The organism is Otoolea muris, assembly GCF_943193115.1.
GTDB classification, from domain to species: domain Bacteria; phylum Bacillota; class Clostridia; order Lachnospirales; family Lachnospiraceae; genus Otoolea; species Otoolea muris.
This window is the reverse complement of the sequence record NZ_CALPCY010000011.1, coordinates 22,792-41,836: the sequence shown is the minus strand read 5'-3', so window position 1 is coordinate 41,836 and position 19,045 is coordinate 22,792. Positions and strand designations below refer to the sequence as shown.

The window sequence follows — 19,045 nt, the reverse complement described above, 5'->3', positions numbered from 1 at the left end:
CGAACCATTCCTTATTTCGCGACACCCCCCGGAGCCGAAGGCTGAACTGCTGCGCTATTCACCCTTTATTTCACAACCAGATTGACAATCCGCCCCGGAACATAGATCTCCTTGACGACAGTTCCGGCCAGCTTGTCCTTCACCGCCTCTTTTCCGGCAGCGATGGCGTCCTCCTTTGACACATCCGCCGGCAGCGTCACCACAGCCCTGGTCTTTCCGTTGATCTGAACCGCGATCTCCTTTTCGTCGTCCTTCATCTTCTCCGCGTCGCACTCCGGCCACCGGGCGTGGAAAACGCTGTCCGTTCCGCCTAATACCTGCCACAGCTCCTCTCCCAGGTGCGGGGCAAATGGCGCCAGCAGCACCACAAACGTGCGCAGTGTCTCCCGGTCAATACCGCCCTCCTTTTTATTCAGCTCCATAAGACGGTTATTGTACTCCATAAAGCCGGAGATCACGGTATTTAAGCTGAACTGCTCAAAACGCTGCTCAATATCATAGATCAGCTTGTGGCGCGTCTTCACCATCTCCCGGGTCGCCTTTATATCTTTATCCCTGTTATCCATCACCAGATTGTAGAAACGGTTCAGGAAACGGGAAACGCCCTCGATCCCTCTGTCGTCCCACTCGGCGTCCAGCTCCGGCGGCCCTACAAACAGCTCATACAGGCGCAGGGAATCGCAGCCGTAGTCGCGGACCAGATCGTCCGGCGAAACCACATTTCCCTTGGACTTGCTCATCTTGATGCCGTTCTTGCCGGTGATCATGCCCTGATTAAAAAGCTTCTTAAACGGCTCGTCAAAATCCACCGCGCCGATGTCATACAAAAACTTCGTATAGAAGCGCGAGTACAGAAGATGCAGCACCGCGTGCTCCACTCCGCCGATGTACATATCCACCGGAAGGTATTTGTCCGCCTTCTCCCTGGAAACGAGCGCCTCTGTGTTCTTATTGTCCACATACCGCAGGAAATACCAGGAGGAACCGGCCCACTGGGGCATGGTGTTTGTCTCCCGTTTGGCCGGCGCGCCGCAGCAGGGGCAGGTCGTGTTCACCCACTCGCCGATCGCGGCCAGCGGCGATTCCCCTGTGCCTGTGGGCTGGTAGCTGTCAACCTTCGGAAGCTCTAACGGAAGCTGATCCTCCGGAACCGGGACATTGCCGCATTTCGGGCAGTGCACGATCGGGATCGGCTCGCCCCAGTAGCGCTGACGCGAAAATACCCAGTCGCGCAGCTTATAGTTCACCCGCTTGTGGCCGATTCCCATCTTCTCGATCATCTCCGGCGCTTCCTTTTTAAGGACCGCCGACTCCATTCCGTTCCAGTCCCCGGAATTGATCATGGTTCCCGACGCGTCCGTGTACGCCTCGGTCATGGACGCGATCTCTTTGCCGTCCTTTGCGATCACCTGGATGATGGGGATATTGAATTTTCTGGCAAATTCAAAGTCGCGGTCATCGTGCGCCGGCACGCACATGATCGCGCCCGTGCCGTAATCGGCCAGCACATAATCCGACAGCCAGATCGGAACCTTTGCCCCGTTTAACGGGTTTATTGCATAGCTTCCGGTAAACACGCCCGTCTTTTCCTTGTCCTGTAAGCGATCCACATTGGAACGCATGGAGGAATCGAAGATATACTTCTCCACCGCCTCCCTCGTCTCGTCCGTGGCCAGGCCCTTTGCCATCGCGTGCTCCGGGGCCAGTACCATAAACGTCGCGCCGTGCAGCGTGTCAGGCCGCGTGGTGTAAACGGTGATCTTCTCTTCCCTTCCCTCGACCGGGAAATCCACCTCCGCGCCGTAGGACTTGCCGATCCAGTCCGTCTGCATCTTTTTAACCTTTTCCGGCCAGTCCAGCTTGTCTAAGTCATTCAAAAGGCGCTCGGCATACGCCGTGATCCTAAGCATCCACTGGCGGAGGTTTTTCTTCGTCACCGCAGCTCCGCAGCGCTCGCAGCAGCCGTTTACCACCTCCTCATTCGCCAGCCCCGTCTTACACGACGGGCACCAGTTGATGGGGAATTCCTTCTCATAGGCCAGGCCCTTTTTAAACATCTGCACAAAGATCCACTGCGTCCATTTATAAAAGCCGGGATCCGTGGTGTTGACCTCCATATCCCAGTCATAGATGGCCGCAATCTCGCCGATCTGGCGCTTGATATTCTCCACATTCTCCGCCGTCGAGATCGCCGGATGGACGCCCATCTTGATCGCGTAATTCTCCGCCGGAAGCCCGAACGCATCCCAGCCCATGGGGTGGATCACATATTTCCCCTTCAAAAGCTGATAACGGCTCCAGACGTCCGAGATCACGTATCCTCTCCAGTGTCCCACATGAAGGCCGCTGCCGGACGGATACGGAAACATATCCAGGCAGTAATACTTTTCCTTTTTCCCGTCGTTTACATTGATCGGGTTCTTCTCCCAGTTGGCACGCCATTTCTTCTCAATGGCTGTGTGATTGTACTGCGCCATGTCTTTTTCCTCCTGCATTCTCGATAAAATAAATATAGGCAGCGGCAAACAATTGTTTGCCGTCCCATGTAAAAAGCCCCCGTCTCCATCTAAGATAGAGACGCAGGGCTGTATACTCCATACTCCGCTGCGCGGTACCACTCTATTTCATGTGCATAACACATGCGCTTTGATCTTCTCTGTAACGGGCGGACCCGGCTCTGCTTACGCAGGAAAGCGTCGCTTAGCGCCTTCCCTTCGGCAGGGCTGCTCCAAGGCCAGTTCGGCTGCGATCCATAACTGCCTCGCACCTGACGGCAGCTCTCTGATATGTCCCCTCAGCCTACTACTCCTCTTCACGGCATTTTAACTATGTGATAATGTACCATATCCGGGCGGGCTTGTCAAGGCAGGCGGATTGCTTCCGGAAGATCCTCCTGACCAGGGGGGACAATAACGTACAGACACATCAGGCGTTTCTATGAGACTGCCGCTGTCCTTTTCCCCAAAGCCGCAGAATCTCCCCCAGCTTTTCCACACTTTCAGCCAGATAATCCACGCCCGCCTCAAGAAGCTCCTCCCGCGATCCGTATCCAAACAGGACGCCCGCGCATAAAAGCCCGTTCTCCTTTGCCCCAGCCACATCATGCCTGCGATCGCCCACCATAATCACCGGCGTCTTTTCCGGATCCACGCCCAGCCGCTTGAGCGTCCAGGCAATCACCTCGCCTTTTTTCACCCGTTTTTCCTCCATATCCGCCCCGCCCACCAGCTTAAAATACCGGCGCAGGCCGAAATGCTCCAGAATCTGCTCTGCGAACACCTCCGGCTTGGATGTGGCAACCGCCAGGGTAAAGCCATCTCTGCACAGCCCTTCAAGCATGTCATGGATTCCCTCATACGGACGGTTCTCAAAGATTCCGCGCCCGACAAAGTATTCGTGAAAATGCGGAATCGCCGCCCTGGCGTCCGCTTCACTGAAGCCGTAAAACTCCATAAAGCTCTCTGTCAGGGGCGGGCCGATAAACGGGCAAAGCGCCTCCAAATCCGGCTCCTCAATCCCATATGCCCGCAGGGAATGCTGCACAGACTTCGTAATTCCTTCCTTTGGATCCGTCAGAGTTCCATCCAGATCAAATAAGATAATGTGTTCCATCGCGATTCGTCTCCTCCTGCCTTTGTCCTGTATTTCAGTATAGCATATTATGACATAATTTATGGTAAAATGGAAGAAAAAGCGTATATGAGCCAGAGAATTATCGCCGAAAGATGTAACGGTTCAGAGGTTATCTGAGCTGTCACAAAAAAATATTATGGCCATTCCGGCATCATGGCGCTGGTTCACATCCCTGCCGGGGTGTGAACCGCAGGGAAATGATTCAGATTTAAAAAAATGAAGATATTCCCTGGCTCCAGTCGTTTAATAGATAAGACCGACAGGAAAGGGGGCGATCCGAATCAATGCAGAGCAGCGGCTGGAACATTGGATAGACCAGTATCAGAATTTAATCTACTCGATTTGCTACAAATTCACCGCCAATTATTTTGATGCTGAGGATCTCGCCCAGGAAACCTTTCTTTCGGCGTACAAAAGCATGGCGTATTTTGACGGCGGCAATGAGCGCGCCTGGCTCTGCCGGATTGCGACGAACAAGTGCCTGGATTATTTAAAACGGGCCGGCCGGAAATCAGTCCCCACGGACGACGAATATTTCACAGCCATCGCCGCCCCTGACTCCGTAGAGGAAACGATGCTGGAGGACGAGGTGAGGCAGAAGCTCTTTGATTGCTGCAATTCCTTAAAGGAGCCCTACAAAAGCGTGGCTCTGGATTACTATTACAATGAGATGGAAATCGGCGAAATCGTCCACAAGACAGGTAAAAATATCAAAACGCTGCAGACCCAGATTTACCGTGCCAGGGGGATGCTGCGCAAGCTCTATGGAAAGGAGGATATCGGGCATGGATCTTAGCAGAAAGCAGGAACAAAGAAGACAAAACACAGAAGGAGCGCTTTTGTCCCCTGTGCGTATCTCACACATTTCCCCTGAACGCCTGAAGGGAAGCCTGAAAGGAAGGCTTTCGGACAGTGAGTTTAAGCATCTGGCCGTATGTCCCCGGTGCCTGGAGGCGCTGTCCGAGGCGGCGGCCGGAAAGGAGCTTTTAACCGCTCCCCGCGATCTGAAATCCTCGATCCTCGAGCGGAGCAGGAAGCTGGATGTCCAGATTATCGCAGGATCGAACCAATTGTCAAAAAAGCTGCAGTTTTTCTATTTCAGCTTAAAGGTGGGCGCCGCGGTCCTCTGCTCCTTAAGCCTGCTGTTTCTGGCCCCCAATCTGGCGGAGAGCTCGGCCAGGCGGGCTGCAGATGAGCTGACAGGCGACCACTACGGACAGTTGTCCGAACAGCATTGGGAGTATTATAAGCACATTGAGCAGTTGACCGGACAGCTTCACCAATTGTCAAATTTTAATCTGGAGGTATTTCGTTATGACAAAAAAGAAAGGTAAATTAATGACATTCTGCTGGTCCCTGATACCCGGGGCCGGCGAGATGTATCTCGGCTTTTTCAAACAGGGCGTCAGCCTGATGATGATTTTTGCAGCGCTTCTCGGCGTATCCGGCTTCCTCAGACTGGGGTTCCTGACCTTTTTGGCCCCGATTGTATGGTTTTACAGCTTTTTTCACACCAACAACTTGAACTCCTTAAGCGATGAGGAATTCTACTCCATTGAGGACGATTACCTGATTCCATGGAATGAGTTCGGATTAAACCGCTTTACCATTCAGAAATACCGCCGGCTCCTGTCCGCATGCCTTATCTTCTTTGGAATCAGCATCCTGTGGAATATCGGCTCCGGCGCATTTTTCTGGTACCTGCTGCCCATCCTGCGCCTTTCCGAACGCGCCCAGGACTTCCTCCGGTTCCTTGCGCGCAGCATCCCGCAGGCCATCGTAGCCATCGCGATCATCACTGCCGGCATCTATATGATCAAAGGGAAATACGACGAGCTCCACAGCGATTCCGGCGACATCCCCTCCCCGCCTTATCTGGAAAATGGGGGGGGCAATTGAGGAGCGCGGCCTTAAATACGATGCATTTGCCGTAATTCAACAACCCCGCTGCAAGCAACGGGGCGTCAAACTTACAGCGCTGCAGAGCAGCGGGGTATTTGACCCTCGCGGCAGCCGCCAAATGTGCATGCAAGCATGCCCACTTGGCTCGTTGCCCGCGGGAATAAATGCCGGGCAGGCGTCTGTCACCTGCCCGGTTAAACACAAAGCGGCGCGCACATCTGCCAGAAAGCAATTTTCAAACACGCTCTAATCCGCGCTTCCCGCCGCCTTCGCGTATTGCTTTCTTGTGCGAAACCGTTCGACCAGATTCTCCAGAATCTTTGCCTGGCCGGACAGCTCCCTGGATGCGGCCGAATTTTCTTCAGCGGCCGCTGCGTTTGCATGTACAACCCCGGTAATCTGGGAAACCGAATGAACCATGCACGCAAATGCGTCTGCCTGTTCGCTGGTAGACTGATCAATATCCCCCAAAAGCTCGGCCATTGACTGCACATGGTTCCCCACCTGCTTCATGGATTGCACCGTCGCGTCAGCGACCTGAATCCCGTGTTTCACCGCTAATGTGGATTTTTCAATCATTTCTGCGGTGGTACTGGCTGCTTCCGCGCTCTTGCCCGCAAGGTTGCGCACTTCATCTGCAACAACCGCAAAGCCTTTGCCCGTATCGCCGGCGCGCGCAGCTTCTACCGCTGCGTTAAGCGCAAGAATGTTGGTCTGGAAAGCAATATCCTCAATAATTTTGATCACTTTTGCGATCTCCTGAGAGGAAGAGTCAATCTCCCCCATTGCATGGACCATATCATCCATCTGGCGGTTGCTCTGGACAACCACCTTCCAAGCCTGCCCGGAAATCTCCTTGACATGGGCGGCATTCTCCCCGTCCTGCCGGGTTAAGGATGCGACTTTATCCAGTGACGCCTGAAACGCTTCCACGGCGGCGGTTTGCTCTGTGGATCCCTGCGCCAGCAGTTGTGAATTGGAGGCAAGGCTCTCCGAACCGGCCCTGACCTGGGTGCAGCAGAGATAGATTCGTTCGATGGTGTCATTCAGGGAATCCAGGATCAGGTTGAGGGATTTTTTAATTTCCCCGAAGTCGCCTATGTATTCACGTTCGATTTCCATCGAAATATTGCCGTCGGAAATACCGCCCAGCACATAAGAAATATCCTCCACATACTGCCGGATATTGGACATCGTCGCATTGAGCTGACGGGAGAGCACACCCAATTCGTCCTGTTCGGCGCTGTCCAGATCAATTTCCAGATGCCCCTCCGAAACTTCCTGCATTCCCTGAGACAATTTTTTGAGCGGCACAGTGATGATCACCGCTATTTTATAGGAAACCAGGAGAGCGGCAAGCACGATCACAGCAAACAAAATATCCTGAATTATGATCGTCCGGTTGGCCTGGGAAATTGCCTGATCTTTAAAATCTTCTGCTTTTGCCTCGGAACCGGCGGCCATCTCCTGCGCGATGGTCATCGATTCAGCGAGGACCGCTTCAAACCGCTTCATCTCCTCCTGCGTCTGCCCGTTTTCGGACAATAAGCGGCCGATTTCGGCATACGATGTCTCCAGCGCGGACATGTTCTGTTCAAAAGCGGTTATCAGCGCAGCGTCGATCACGCCGGCTTTCCTGGCTGCGTTCAATTCCGCCTGGATGTTCTTACGGGCATTCTCATAATCGTCCGTCAATTGGGAACCGCCTGACAGGAGCATACTGTCGGCTGCGTTCTGTATCTGGCAGACATCTTTCATCAGGGCCACAGAAGAAACCGCGCTCATATGCGGGCCTGTATACAGATCCACAGACAAGCCGGAAATACTGCGTAAATTACTAAGTGAAAATGCGTTCATTACAATCAAAATAATCAGCAGGAACCCAAAGCCCAATGTCAGCTTCCCTCTGATCTTTAAATGTTTCATAACCATGCTCCTTATAGTACCGTAATCAAATTCAGAGTATAGTAAAGCTGCCGCATCACACAGCCCCCCGGAGGAAACATGCAGATTGTCTGCATGCTTCCTCCGGCTGCATACGTAATGCGGCAGTCTTCTCTGTCTATCAATATTTGCACGCGTCGCTTATTTCAGCTCATCCACAACCTTCTGGATCGCTGCCAGCGCGTCGTCCGGAAGCTTGTCGTAGCCTTCTTTGGCAACGGCAAATTCCTTAATCTCATTCACGCGGTCATTCATGCGGGCCTTGAGCTGGGTTACATACTCCGGATCGTTCATATCCGGCACAAATCCCTCCCAGTCAAGGATCTCGATGTCAGAGAACGGGCCCCACTTGTGGAAATCAGCCTTGCCCTCTACGATGGCCTCCAAGATTCCCAGGGTGTCGGACGGTTTTACCTTCTTGCCCATGAAATCGCCTGTATTTACGATGTAGCAGTCAACGTTTTTCTCTTCTACCAGCTTTTTGAACTTGTCATAGTCGTGAGCCAGCGGGTAGGTGCGGAACGGGTTGGCATACGGAACAACCACCAGCTTGTTCGGATCCGCGCCCGGAGCGAGACGCTCGGCGGAGGAGCGCTTGGTAGCCAGGGTCGCGCCCATAACGGAAGCTAAGGAAGCGCCTTTGAGCTTTACAACCGGCGGAATGGTGGGATCCTTCATGATCCAGAAGATCGCATTCACCGGAGCCTCAATCTTGTCCACACGGTTCGGGGACCATAATTTGGACTTGATCGCGCGGCCGTTGCCGTTGCGGATATCCTCTGTAACGAGCTGGATCTTGCCTTCCTCGTCAAGGGTCGCGGAGCAGTTCTGTGCGGTGAGCAGGTACTTGTTGTCCGCGCAGCCGGTCGGGTAATCCGCGGTCTTATCAAAGTAGGTCGGCTCCAGGGCGATGGATGAGCAGGTATCTGTGTTGATGATAAACGCATCGTCGTGAAGAACCTTGATCTCATACTTTCCGCCGTGCTTCGCATGCGTCAGAGTGGATTTTCCGGAACCGGACAGGCCGTATACGGATGCAACATACTTGCTGCCGTCCGCCAGCGTGTACTCCTTCTGTCCGCCGTGGCAGGAAGCGTAGCCGTTGCGGTTCGCGATGGCCCATGCCATGGTGAGCGTGCCCTTCTTGTGCTCGCCGAAATATCTCATGCCCAGGATGCAGGCGCAGTTCGTCTCTGTGTTGAAGTAGCACAGCGTCTTCTTCTGCGGATCGGATAAGCAGTCAAGGGACACGTTCGGACGGTCGGAGCCGTTCCACTGCGGGTCAGAGAAGATATAGATATCGGCTTCCTTTCCGTCGCCAACCGGCCTGGAATCTCTGTACATCTTCACATACTCATCAGACATATACTGGAAGTTGAGCATCCAGTTATACATCACATTTTCCTCGCCCTCCGGGATTAAGAGATGCGCTTTTACCATAAACTCCGGATCCAGGCCGACGAATACCTCCGCATGATACATGGTTTTCCAGCGGGACTCATAGATTGCGTCCATAGCCACCTTGTCAAGCGCCTCGCAGTCCACGCCCGGCTCTCCCGCGATGCGGCGCGCCGTCGCATAACGGCCTGTGATTGCGCCGTCGTTAAACAGAAGCACCTTCGCGTCCTTCTCAAGGCCGAATTCCTCGCCTCTGTATACGGGCATATCCGTCACAATCGTTCCCGGAGAATTCTTCGCTAATTCATATGCCTCCTTCAAGGTATTTACTTTCACCACATTGTTACCGTAGAAAGCTGCCTCGATGATCGAACGGGTCTTGGAAAAGCCCACCTTATCTTTACCGATCTCGCTGATTGGATAATATGATTTGGTTGACATATTGTTCCTCCTTCTCTGACTAGAAATTTGTTTCATTATCTCACTTTGTTAAACAAAAGTCAATGCCTGAGATTCTAAAAATTCACTTAAAAAACTCATGTCCCCCATGCTCCTTCACAAAGGTAAGCTTCCGGTCAAACCACTCGATATTGGATGAGGCAGACCCCCTGCGGTTCATAAAATAAAGCGCTCCCTCGGAATAATCCTCCCCTGCCAGGGCCCGGTCCACGCATTCGATCGTCTCCTGCGTGATCTCGCACGTATTAATGCGCCCGTCCGATACCGGGGAAAACTGGGAGCGCTCATATACGACGTCTGTAATCGTATCCGGAAATTCGCTGTTCCTGACCCGGTTGATAATCACGTTCGCCACCATGATCTTCCCCTTCGCGTCGCAGATGCCCGCTTCGGCCTGTACGATTCTAAGCAGCACCTCATAATCCCGGGCCGTACAGCGGATCGCCTTTTCGGCCTGTCCCGGTTTCGGTCCGCCGCGCGGCGCCTCCTGCGCGCCCTGGCCGCTGTGCGTGAGGATCTCCTTTGTCAGCGTCTCTACCTCCAGATCGGAGCGGGCGAGCTCGTCCTGAATCCGGCGTTCTAAAAGACCTCCCACAAATCTCCGTCCCTGTTCGCTGCCTGCGATCAATGAAACCTCCAGCCGGCTCACGGGATCCACGCCAAATCCTTCCCTCTTCCCGTAGGATCCGCGCGGCCTGTCCTCCGCGCTCTCTCCGTAAAACGCCGGCGCAGCCCCGGTTTTTGCCCCTGCGTAGCCCGCCCAAAAGAGAAATGCCACCATTGCAACTGACAGGGCGGTTATAAAAGCGCCGGCGGTCCGGCACAGCCTCCTCGCCGCGCCGCGCGCAAGCAAACGGCACAGACGGCGCACAGTCTGAAGAAATGAGTACATATCCGGCATACAATCTCCTCCTTCGCAGCGGTTATTCTGAACATGTTATACAGCAGTACAGCCCTGCACAAATAACGATGGTGGTATTATATTGGAATCACGCAAAACATGTCAATAAGTTTTAATATATTTGTGACAAAATATATGTATATTTAACATATTTTTAATATTTATGTGAGGTATACACAAATATATTCCCGATTTTTTCCATATGTATGGTAACTATTTTATGCTCCCCTGACCGAATTTATTACAATTATGTTAAAAAACTCCAAGCCTAAAAATACGGGCCGGCACCACCGGGCAGGGGAAGCCGCTTTTCCTCCGGCCGCCGCGCGGCCCGCATGCTGCTTGGGCGGCAGACTTCCCTTTGCGGGCCCGTACATAACAAAAAAATGGCTGAAACCAACTCAGCCATTTTCCATAGAAATGAATCTTTTGTTTTCTCTCTCCCCTTCAAATCAGGGCGGCGAATTCGGCCCCTATATATCCGGCCAGCTTTTCCGGATTCAGCCTCACCTGCACGCCGCGCTGCCCGGCGCTGACAGATATCTCGTCAAACAGGACAGCCGTTTCTTCTATAAAGGTAGGAAACTTCTTTTTCATGCCCACAGGCGAGCACCCGCCGCGCATATAGCCTGTCAGGGGGAGCAGCTCCTTCATATGGATCATCTCCACCTTTTTATCGCCTGACGCCCTGGCCGCCTTTTTCAGATCCAGCTCCTCGTCAACCGGGATACAGCAGACCAGATAGCCGTTTTTATCGCCCTTAAGCACCAGCGTCTTGTACATCGTGTCATGATCCACGCCCATCACATCCGCCGCATGGCTGCCGGATAAGTCATTTTCATCCACCTCATACTCCCCCACGGCGTATTCAATCCCGGCCGCGTCGAGAAGCCGCATTACGTTCGTCTTCGTCATCTTTACCAACCTCTGTCAACCTAATCTTAACTGTTCCGATCCCCTGAACGGCTGCAGCACGTAACCGTTCCGGAGTTGTCAGGACTACTGCTGCAGCACATCCACTGTCTCCGGCCCATACGGCTGCACAGAAACCGATACATACCAGCCCGTCTCTGAAACAGGCCCAAAATGCAGCGACGAAGCGGCCTCCCTGATCCTGGCCCCGTCCCCGGAATCCGGATGGCAGGGGCGCGAAGAACCCGCCAGGATCACACCTATTCCGGCCGCTGCCACGCTTCCCGTTTCTCCCCCTTCCTCTGCCACCGGCGTATCTCCGTCGTCTGCGTCCAGTACCCGCAGCTCATCGCCTCCGGGCAGCTCCGGAGCGACCGTATAGCGAAGCGCCAGATAATTCCCGGGAAAAACCATCCCCTGCCCGCCCATTCCCGAATGGCCGCGAAATGCGTTTTCCGGAAGGGCGCGCGCCTCGCAGGACAGGATCCTGATACGGTGAATGGTTCCGGCCACGGGATGGCGAAACGTTTTCTCAAACGCCCCGCTGCCCGGCCCGGCGGTAAAACGGCAGCCGCAGGGGTATTCCTCCCTCCCGGCCTTCATGGCCAGGCTCAGCTCCCTCACTTCCTCCCGTTTCCCGTCCGGCCACAGAAAGCGGATCCGGTGGCAGTACCAGCCCGCCTCTTCACACAGGCCGTACGCCTCCTCAAGCTCCTGCGCCTCGTCCCGGTAAGCGTAAAGAGACTCGTTCTCCCAGACCCGCTGCCAGCCTGTCCCGCACCAGCCCCTGCACTCCGCCTTTTTTCCGTTGATCCGCGCTTCAAACGAGGGGAACGAGCATAGCGGGTTTTCCGCCTCTGCTAAAAGCCTCTCCTCCTTTGTCAGGCCCTCTCCCGCCGGATCCTCCTTAAGCCTTTCGAGCCACCGGCCGGCAAAACGCGCCAGCGTCTCTTTTGGAATCAGCCTTACCACATCTGCTACCAGGCTGTTTTTACAGCCGTACACCGCCGGAACCAGCCACTCCGAGCCTGCGTACGAAAACCGCTTTCCCACCCGGATCGGCTTTCCGGGCCGCTCATACCGTTCATGCCATCCGCTGAAATTTCCGGACCCATACACCTTCATTTATCTAACTCCTGTTTTCTGCCGCGCCGCCAGCCGGAGCGCGCTGTACTTCTCTTGCTCCTCCGGCCGGATCTCCCCTCATTTCTTCCTCTTCTTCTGAATCAGATAATACCCGGCCGCGGCCCCGGCGAACACCGCGGCCGCAGTAAAGAACAGCTCCGGGCCCCCTATCCTGCCGGCCACAAAGATAGCGGTAGGGCCGTCGGCGCCCCCAATCACAAACGATCTCTGAAAACTCCTCGCAGAGCCGGAAAAAAGGCCGATCCCGGCCGCAACAGCCGCGCAGGCCGCCAGTATCCATACAACCACCGTTTTCTTTTTGTCCATCGTACCGCTCAAACTCCTTTCTCCATCAGGCAGAAGCGCCCCATCTCCCGGATCGCCTTCCGGTAAATGGCAAAAACCGTCTCAAGCTCTCCTTCTCCGGCGTCACTGAATTCAAGCTCCATGCGTCTCCTTCCCGTTAATATAATTCACCAGGCCGCCGGCTGTGATGATCCGCTGCATAAACTCCGGAAACGCCTGTCCCTGAAATGAAGTGTTCTTTGTCTTATCCGTGATCACGCCGCTGTCAAAATCGATCTCCACCTCATCTCCGGCCGCAATGGCTTTTGCCGCCTCCGGGCACTCGATAATCGGCAGGCCGATGTTGATGGCGTTGCGGTAGAAAATCCTCGCAAAGGTTTCCGCAATCACGCAGCTCACCCCGGCGCACCTGATAGCCAGGGGCGCGTGCTCCCTGGACGAGCCGCAGCCAAAGTTTTTGCTGGCCACAATGATATCGCCTTTCTCGACCTTGCGCACAAATTCCCTGTCAATATCCTCCATGCAGTGCTTCGCCAGCTCCGCGCCCTCGGTGGCATTTAAGTACCTGGCCGGGATGATAACGTCTGTATCTACGTTGTCGCCGTATTTGAATACATGTCCGCATGCTTTCATTTTCTCTTCCTCCTATAAACCCAGCTCGGCCGGGCTGCTGATTTTTCCGGTTACCGCGCTGGCTGCCGCCACGGCCGGGCTCGCCAGATAGATCTCCGAATCCACATGCCCCATGCGCCCCACAAAATTCCGGTTTGTTGTGGAGATACAGCGCTCGCCCTCTGCCAGGATGCCCATATAGCCGCCCAGGCAGGGCCCGCAGGTCGGCGTGCTGACAACCGCCCCGGCCTCAATAAAGGTTTCCAGGAGGCCCTCCCTCATAGCCTGCAGATAGATCGCCTGCGTCGCCGGGATCACGATACAGCGCACGCCCTTTGCCACCTTCCTGCCCTTCATCACCGCGGCCGCGGCCCGCATATCCCCGATCCGCCCGTTCGTGCAGGAGCCGATTACCGACTGATCAATGCGGATCTCGCCCACCTCGTCAATGGTTCTCGTATTTTCCGGCAGATGCGGAAATGATACCGTTGGCTTAAGCTTTGACAAATCGATGGTATACTCCGCGTCATACTCCGCATCCTCATCCGCCTTGTAAACCGTAAACCCTCTCGTCGCATGCGCCTCCAGGTACCGCATCGCCGTCTGATCCACCGGGAAAATCCCGTTCTTCCCGCCCGCCTCAATCGCCATATTGCAGATCGTAAAGCGGTCGTCCATGGACAGATACGAAACGCCGTCGCCGCAAAACTCCATGGACTTATAAAGCGCCCCGTCCACGCCGATCAGGCCGATGATATGTAAAATAATGTCCTTTCCGCAGACCCATCCATTCGGCTTTCCTGTCAGTACAAACCGAATCGCGGACGGAACCTTGAACCACGCCTTGCCGGTCGCCATCCCGGCCGCCATATCCGTGCTGCCCACGCCCGTGGAAAAAGCGCCTAGGGCGCCGTACGTACACGTATGCGAATCCGCGCCGATAATCGCGTCCCCCGGCACGGTTAAGCCCTTCTCCGGAAGCAGGGCATGCTCGATCCCCATCTCCCCCACATCGAAATAATTCGTAATCCCGTGCCTGGCCGCAAATTCTCGGCAGCATTTACAGTTCTGCGCTGACTTAATATCCTTGTTCGGAATAAAATGATCCATCACAAGGGCGATTTTATCTTTGTGGAAAACGGACGGGTTGTCCATCTTTTTCATCTCATTGATCGCAACCGGGGTCGTAATGTCATTGCCGAGAACCAGATCCAAATCCGCCTCAATCAACTGCCCGGCCCGCACCTCAGGAAGGCCCGCATGCGCCGCCAGAATTTTCTGGGTCATTGTCATTCCCATGACTTTCATCTCCTCCTAAACATGATTTATATAATTGTATTATAGCATCGGTTCTGTTATAATACAATTATATAATATGAATATGTGGCATGAATCAGGGTTATGAGAAGGGGCGCTTGTGTGTGAGAAGGCTGCTTGAATGTGAGAAGGATATTTGGATGCGAGAAGGATATTTGGATGTGAGAAGGATATTTGGATGCGAGAAGGATATTTGGATGCGAGAAGGCCGCCGGCATCCGCTGCGCTTTTTTCTAAGCGGAAGCGGGGGGCTTTTGGATATATAAGCAGACGCGGGCGGCCATCTTATGCGCAGGCACAGGCCATCAATGAAATATATAACATACAGAGGCAGAGGATGTGGAAACGATGGAACAGCATTTATCAGGATACCGGATTTTTTACGCGGTGGCGCGGGCGGGGAATATCTCCCGCGCGGCCAAAGATCTTTACATCAGCCAGCCGGCGATCAGCAAGGCGGTCGGCAGGCTTGAGGAAAGTCTGGGGGTAACGCTCTTTACGCGCAGCTCGCGCGGCGTCTCCCTGACCGCGGAAGGACAGGTATTGTACCAGCATGTCAGCAATGCGTTTGACACCTTAAGCCGCGGGGAGCATGAATTAAAACGCATCCGCGATTTCAATATCGGGCAGATCCGCATCGGCGTCAGCAATACGCTGTGCAAATACATTCTCCTGCCCTATTTAAAGGGGTTTCTGGAGCAGTTTCCGCATGTCCGCATCCTGATCGACAGCCAGGACACGGCGCGGACTATCTCCATGCTCGAACAGCAGCAGCTTGACATCGGCCTCATCGCCGAGCCGCGGATGCGGCGCGGCCTGTCCTTTCTCCCGGTTATGCAGATCGAGGACGCCTTTGTATGCACAAGGGCCTATTTAGACAACTTAAAGATACGCGAGGGTGAGGGAGCGGATCTCTTTACATGCGGGACCATATTGCTTCTGAACCGCAGCAATATGACGCGGGCGCATATTGACGCCTATTTTGCCGAACAGGGCATTGAGCCCAGGCAGGTTTTAGAAGCCACCACCATGGATTTACTGATTGAATTTGCAAAGACAGGGCTGGGAATCGGATGTGTGATCCGCGATTTTGTAAAGGACGAGCTCTCAGACGGAAGCCTCATGGAAATCCCCCTCGCCGCGCCGATCCGGAAGAGGACCATCGGCTTTGCCTACCAGCCCGCGTACGCGACAAAGACCATGCGGCGCTTTATTCACTTTTGTTTTCCGTCCTGAACATGTATCTGCCTTTTCCGTGTCCGGATACCGGCTCGATGATTCTGTGTTCAGCCAGCTCCTTCAGGAGCTGTGACGCCCTGGACGGCTTAATGTCAATTACTTCCGTCACATCCGGCCGTCCAAAGATCGTCCGGCCCGGAAACGCCTCACGGAGTTTGAGAATATGACCTGCCGTTTTGGGCCGGAATATTTTTCCAATGTCCGCTTTTACATCTTTAATATCCGGTTTTCCCGTTTCAATGTCCGGTTTCCCTGGCTTTTTGAGCGCTCCTCTAATGTTCAATGTCCGGTTATGGAGCGCATGATGTTCATTCAGCAAAAGATTCCTTAAGAACAGCTCCAAAAACTCCGTTGTCTCACAGATACCGTTTTTCAGATCATTATAGTTTGCCCGGACGAGGGAATTGCGGAAATACCACGCATTCTCAGCAAAAATATCATTCGTAACATCAAACCCGAGGGTGCGCAGATATTTGATGAAGAACACCGCTGTGGTTCTGGTACTGCCCTCTCCGAATACGTGGAGCTGCCACAGCCTCGAAACGAATATCGCGAGGTGATGGATAATCTCATCCATTGAGAGGTTTCGGTAAGAGAACTTTCTCTCTTCCGAAAAGTCATAATCCAGCGTTGCGCGCAGCTCTGCAGCGCTGCATGGCAGCGGGGTATTTGACCCTCGCGGCAGTCGCCAAATGTGCATGCAGGCATGCCCACTTGGCTCGTTGCCCGCGGGAATAAAGCCGTCCGCAGCGGCCAGAACAGGCTTATTCCCCCGTCTCCCCAAACTCCAGGATATCCGCAATCCGCCTGCTCGCCAGTCCGTCCCCGTACGGGTTGCTGGCGCGGCTCATTTTCTCATACTCCTCCTGATCTTCCAAAAGCTGCTTAAACGCCTGGTAAATCGTCTCCTCCTCTGTCCCCACAAGCTTCAGCGTCCCTGCGCGGATGCCCTCCGGGCGTTCCGTGGTATCGCGCATCACGAGCACCGGCTTCCCAAGGGACGGGGCCTCCTCCTGGATGCCGCCGGAATCGGTCAGTATCATAAAGGACTGGGCCAGGAAATTGTGGAAATCCAATACATCCAGCGGCTCAATCATCCGGATCCGCTCATCTCCCCCCAGAACTTCATTCGCCGTCTCGCGCACGGCCGGGTTCATGTGGATCGGGTAGATCGCCTTCACGTCCGGGTGCTCGTCGCAGACCCGGCGGATCGCCCGGAACATATGCTTCATCGGCTCCCCCAGGTTCTCGCGCCGGTGCGCGGTAATCATAATCAGGCGGCTGCCCTTCGCCCACTCCAGGTGCTCATGCGTATAATCGGCCCGCACCGTCGTTTTCAGGGCGTCAATGGCCGTATTTCCAGTCACAAAAATGCGTTCCGGATTCTTTCCCTCCCGGATCAGGTTCTGCTTTGACAGCTCAGTGGGCGCAAAATTCCAGGAAGCCAGAATCCCGACCGCCTGGCGGTTGAACTCCTCCGGATAAGGGGAATAAATATTGTAGGTCCGCAGGCCGGCCTCCACATGCCCCACCGGAATCTGCAGATAAAAGCAGGCCAGCGCGGTGACAAAGGTCGTGGACGTATCCCCGTGGACCAGAACCACATCCGGCCGTTCCGTCTCCAGCACCTCCCGGATCCGGTTTAAAATATTCGTGGTCACATCAAACAGCGTCTGGCGCTCCTTCATGATCGATAAATCGTAATCAGGAACCACCCGGAACGTTTCCAGAACCTGCCGCAGCATCTCCCGGTGCTGGCCCGTCACACAGACAAGCGTCTGCACATTCTCCCTGGTTTTCAGCTCATTCACCAGAGGACACATCTTAATCGCCTCGGGACGCGTCCCGAAGACAAGCATAATCTTTTTCATCATGATCCTTTCTCACATGTAATCCTATCGTAAAACCCATTAAATCAGCAATCCGCCCTGCGCGGCCGGGCGCTCCCTCCCATTATACCAAAACGGCGATGCGCCGTCCAATTCTTTTTCCCGTTTCTATGGTTCCATGATTCATTTCCACGGTTTCCGCTGTCTGCTTCTAACAGTTCAGATAACCTCTGAACTATTACGTCTACTTCCACTGTTCCGAAAACCTCTGGCGGCGCCCCTCAGCATCTATAGCACACCATTCCCAGCTATGATAAAGCTGCCGCAGGCTGTCCGGCCTGTACTCCCTCTCCTCAGAAAAATAAAAATCCGGGCCTTTCTGAGGATCAAATTCAGCAAAAAAATTATTTTCATCCTGGAAACGTTCCAGCTTCCCCAGGCCCGGATTGGCCTCCAGACGGGAAAGAAGATGGGCATGGGCAAATACCGCGCCCTCCCATAAAGCCGTTTCAAAGGAACCCGTATCAAAATACCGTCCCATGGTATAATCATATACTGCGTAAACAGGATCCGGATCTAATGGCGGATATGCATCCTTACTGCCGCTGTCTCCATATCCGGGACGATATTCCAGGTATCCATTTACCTCTTCCATATACAAGGGTACAAAACCGGAGAATCCCTGTACAATCTTATCCTTTACAGACGCTTCATAGGAGAACATCTCCGCCACAGAATGGCGTCCGGCGCAGGAGGCGGCCAGAAACAGGCCGATGTTTTCCTCCGGAGCGTCCCGCCAGCTTAAGTTCAGGCTCCGGGCGTCCCCCACGGCCGCCATCATAAAGAGCGCCTCTTCCATGGAATACACGCCGGCGGGCGGAGCGGCCTCCGGGCAGATCTGCCTTAGAAACTCCGCATAAACCGACTTCCAGATAGCAGCCTCCTCCCCCTTCAGGCCGCATTGGACGGAAAACTGCGCGATACACTGCGAGCAAAGATCCGCCAGATCACGGGAAACACCTTTCGCAGCATCCTCATATTTGCTTCGGTAATCACGATAGGATTTTCCCCTTTTCTTTGCTTCTATTTTTTCATCAATCTGACGGAAATGGAGAATCGTCTCCTCCATATACCTCTCCAGAGCACCTGTATCTCTATCATCCCAGACGGAAAAATTATATTCCTCTGTTTCATAGGGAAATGAAGAAATCAGGCTTTCCCAGGTTTCTCTTTCAAACAACAGTTCGTGTGTTCCAAGATAATAGTGTGCAAAACAAAAGACCATTAAGAATAACGCAATCAGGCACCAAACAGGACCCACGATCAGACAGGAAAGTATATCCGTATCAGAGATTCTTGAACCTGCAACAAAAAAATGGTATCATAAAGCTGTCAATAATTAAAGCATTTAACAATTCTCAATCAGGCTGTATAACCTGAACATATGGAACATATCAACCTATACCGT

General features: G+C 53.9%; 17 protein-coding genes and 1 other annotated feature. Of the genes, 4 read left to right on the top strand and 13 right to left on the bottom strand.

What is annotated here, in order from left to right; translation table 11 throughout:
* Positions 1-65 precede the first annotated feature (65 nt).
* Complete coding sequence (gene leuS / locus NFS31_RS09060) at positions 66-2,477, bottom strand: leucine--tRNA ligase (protein ID WP_251493738.1); 2,412 nt, start codon at positions 2,475-2,477, stop codon at positions 66-68.
* Between the two features lie 93 nt (positions 2,478-2,570).
* Positions 2,571-2,825 (bottom strand) — a binding site (T-box leader).
* Between the two features lie 100 nt (positions 2,826-2,925).
* Positions 2,926-3,612, bottom strand: coding sequence for an HAD family hydrolase (locus tag NFS31_RS09055; RefSeq protein ID WP_251493736.1), 687 nt, complete (start codon positions 3,610-3,612; stop codon positions 2,926-2,928).
* 271 nt (positions 3,613-3,883) lie between these two features.
* On the opposite strand from NFS31_RS09055, the gene NFS31_RS09050 reads away from it, so the two are divergent.
* Genes NFS31_RS09050 through NFS31_RS09040 form a run of 3 tightly spaced genes read left to right on the top strand, consistent with a single transcriptional unit; the run spans position 3,884 to position 5,532 of the window.
* Positions 3,884-4,429, top strand: a complete 546-nt coding sequence (locus tag NFS31_RS09050) for an RNA polymerase sigma factor (RefSeq protein WP_331482573.1) — start codon at positions 3,884-3,886, stop codon at positions 4,427-4,429.
* Positions 4,419-4,967 carry a hypothetical protein gene (locus NFS31_RS09045; protein WP_251493734.1) on the top strand — a complete coding sequence of 183 codons (549 nt, stop codon included), beginning with the start codon at positions 4,419-4,421 and terminating at the stop codon, positions 4,965-4,967. The genes NFS31_RS09050 and NFS31_RS09045 overlap by 11 nt, the downstream gene beginning before the upstream one ends.
* Positions 4,948-5,532: a hypothetical protein gene (locus tag NFS31_RS09040; protein ID WP_251493732.1), complete on the top strand. Its 585-nt coding sequence runs from the start codon at positions 4,948-4,950 to the stop codon at positions 5,530-5,532. The genes NFS31_RS09045 and NFS31_RS09040 overlap by 20 nt, the downstream gene beginning before the upstream one ends.
* Positions 5,533-5,781: 249 nt before the next feature.
* On the opposite strand, the gene NFS31_RS09035 is transcribed toward NFS31_RS09040, so the two are convergent.
* From NFS31_RS09035 to leuC, 8 genes are all read right to left on the bottom strand, one after another.
* Entirely contained in the window at positions 5,782-7,461 is a 1,680-nt protein-coding gene (locus NFS31_RS09035; RefSeq protein WP_251493730.1) for a methyl-accepting chemotaxis protein, read from the bottom strand.
* Positions 7,462-7,620: 159 nt separating this feature from the next.
* A complete protein-coding gene (locus NFS31_RS09030; RefSeq protein ID WP_251493726.1) occupies positions 7,621-9,318 on the bottom strand; it encodes a phosphoenolpyruvate carboxykinase (ATP) in 1,698 nt (565 codons plus the stop codon).
* 82 nt (positions 9,319-9,400) lie between these two features.
* Positions 9,401-10,237 carry a cell wall hydrolase gene (locus NFS31_RS09025; RefSeq protein WP_251493723.1) on the bottom strand — a complete coding sequence of 279 codons (837 nt, stop codon included), beginning with the start codon at positions 10,235-10,237 and terminating at the stop codon, positions 9,401-9,403.
* A gap of 447 nt (positions 10,238-10,684) precedes the next feature.
* The gene (gene ybaK, locus NFS31_RS09020; RefSeq protein WP_251493719.1) at positions 10,685-11,152 is read right to left on the bottom strand and encodes a Cys-tRNA(Pro) deacylase; all 468 of its coding nucleotides are present in this window, start codon (positions 11,150-11,152) and stop codon (positions 10,685-10,687) included.
* Positions 11,153-11,236: 84 nt separating this feature from the next.
* Positions 11,237-12,274 (bottom strand): hypothetical protein, encoded by a 1,038-nt coding sequence (locus NFS31_RS09015; protein ID WP_251493716.1) that lies wholly within the window; start codon positions 12,272-12,274, stop codon positions 11,237-11,239.
* 78 nt (positions 12,275-12,352) lie between these two features.
* Entirely contained in the window at positions 12,353-12,613 is a 261-nt protein-coding gene (locus NFS31_RS09010; RefSeq protein WP_251493712.1) for a sodium ion-translocating decarboxylase subunit beta, read from the bottom strand.
* 99 nt (positions 12,614-12,712) lie between these two features.
* Positions 12,713-13,213: a 3-isopropylmalate dehydratase small subunit gene (gene leuD, locus NFS31_RS09005; protein WP_251493709.1), complete on the bottom strand. Its 501-nt coding sequence runs from the start codon at positions 13,211-13,213 to the stop codon at positions 12,713-12,715.
* A 12-nt stretch (positions 13,214-13,225) separates the two neighbouring features.
* The gene (gene leuC / locus NFS31_RS09000; protein ID WP_251493706.1) at positions 13,226-14,491 is read right to left on the bottom strand and encodes a 3-isopropylmalate dehydratase large subunit; all 1,266 of its coding nucleotides are present in this window, start codon (positions 14,489-14,491) and stop codon (positions 13,226-13,228) included.
* Between the two features lie 366 nt (positions 14,492-14,857).
* Between leuC and NFS31_RS08995 the strand changes: the two genes are divergently transcribed.
* Positions 14,858-15,745 (top strand): LysR family transcriptional regulator, encoded by an 888-nt coding sequence (locus NFS31_RS08995; RefSeq protein WP_251493703.1) that lies wholly within the window; start codon positions 14,858-14,860, stop codon positions 15,743-15,745.
* On the opposite strand, the gene NFS31_RS08990 is transcribed toward NFS31_RS08995, so the two are convergent.
* The 3 genes from NFS31_RS08990 to NFS31_RS08980 form a co-directional block, all read right to left on the bottom strand.
* Positions 15,720-16,325 carry a hypothetical protein gene (locus tag NFS31_RS08990; protein ID WP_331482570.1) on the bottom strand — a complete coding sequence of 202 codons (606 nt, stop codon included), beginning with the start codon at positions 16,323-16,325 and terminating at the stop codon, positions 15,720-15,722. The two genes, NFS31_RS08995 and NFS31_RS08990, sit on opposite strands and share 26 nt — an antisense overlap.
* 187 nt (positions 16,326-16,512) lie before the next feature.
* Positions 16,513-17,619 carry a non-hydrolyzing UDP-N-acetylglucosamine 2-epimerase gene (gene wecB, locus NFS31_RS08985; RefSeq protein ID WP_251493948.1) on the bottom strand — a complete coding sequence of 369 codons (1,107 nt, stop codon included), beginning with the start codon at positions 17,617-17,619 and terminating at the stop codon, positions 16,513-16,515.
* A 202-nt stretch (positions 17,620-17,821) separates the two neighbouring features.
* Positions 17,822-18,817, bottom strand: a complete 996-nt coding sequence (locus tag NFS31_RS08980) for a hypothetical protein (protein ID WP_251493699.1) — start codon at positions 18,815-18,817, stop codon at positions 17,822-17,824.
* Positions 18,818-19,045: the final 228 nt, after the last annotated feature.

Excerpts from the sequence above, each read along its gene's own strand:
- leuS (WP_251493738.1), bottom strand. The coding sequence starts at position 2,477 with ATGGCGCAGTACAATCACACAGCCATTGAGAAGAAATGGCGTGCCAAC.
- NFS31_RS09055 (WP_251493736.1), bottom strand. The coding sequence starts at position 3,612 with ATGGAACACATTATCTTATTTGATCTGGATGGAACTCTGACGGATCCA.
- NFS31_RS09045 (WP_251493734.1), top strand. The coding sequence starts at position 4,419 with ATGGATCTTAGCAGAAAGCAGGAACAAAGAAGACAAAACACAGAAGGA.
- NFS31_RS09040 (WP_251493732.1), top strand. The coding sequence starts at position 4,948 with ATGACAAAAAAGAAAGGTAAATTAATGACATTCTGCTGGTCCCTGATA.
- NFS31_RS09035 (WP_251493730.1), bottom strand. The coding sequence starts at position 7,461 with ATGAAACATTTAAAGATCAGAGGGAAGCTGACATTGGGCTTTGGGTTC.
- NFS31_RS09030 (WP_251493726.1), bottom strand. The coding sequence starts at position 9,318 with ATGTCAACCAAATCATATTATCCAATCAGCGAGATCGGTAAAGATAAG.
- NFS31_RS09025 (WP_251493723.1), bottom strand. The coding sequence starts at position 10,237 with ATGCCGGATATGTACTCATTTCTTCAGACTGTGCGCCGTCTGTGCCGT.
- ybaK (WP_251493719.1), bottom strand. The coding sequence starts at position 11,152 with ATGACGAAGACGAACGTAATGCGGCTTCTCGACGCGGCCGGGATTGAA.
- NFS31_RS09015 (WP_251493716.1), bottom strand. The coding sequence starts at position 12,274 with ATGAAGGTGTATGGGTCCGGAAATTTCAGCGGATGGCATGAACGGTAT.
- leuD (WP_251493709.1), bottom strand. The coding sequence starts at position 13,213 with ATGAAAGCATGCGGACATGTATTCAAATACGGCGACAACGTAGATACA.
- leuC (WP_251493706.1), bottom strand. The coding sequence starts at position 14,491 with ATGGGAATGACAATGACCCAGAAAATTCTGGCGGCGCATGCGGGCCTT.
- NFS31_RS08995 (WP_251493703.1), top strand. The coding sequence starts at position 14,858 with ATGGAACAGCATTTATCAGGATACCGGATTTTTTACGCGGTGGCGCGG.
- NFS31_RS08990 (WP_331482570.1), bottom strand. The coding sequence starts at position 16,325 with ATGGATGAGATTATCCATCACCTCGCGATATTCGTTTCGAGGCTGTGG.
- wecB (WP_251493948.1), bottom strand. The coding sequence starts at position 17,619 with ATGAAAAAGATTATGCTTGTCTTCGGGACGCGTCCCGAGGCGATTAAG.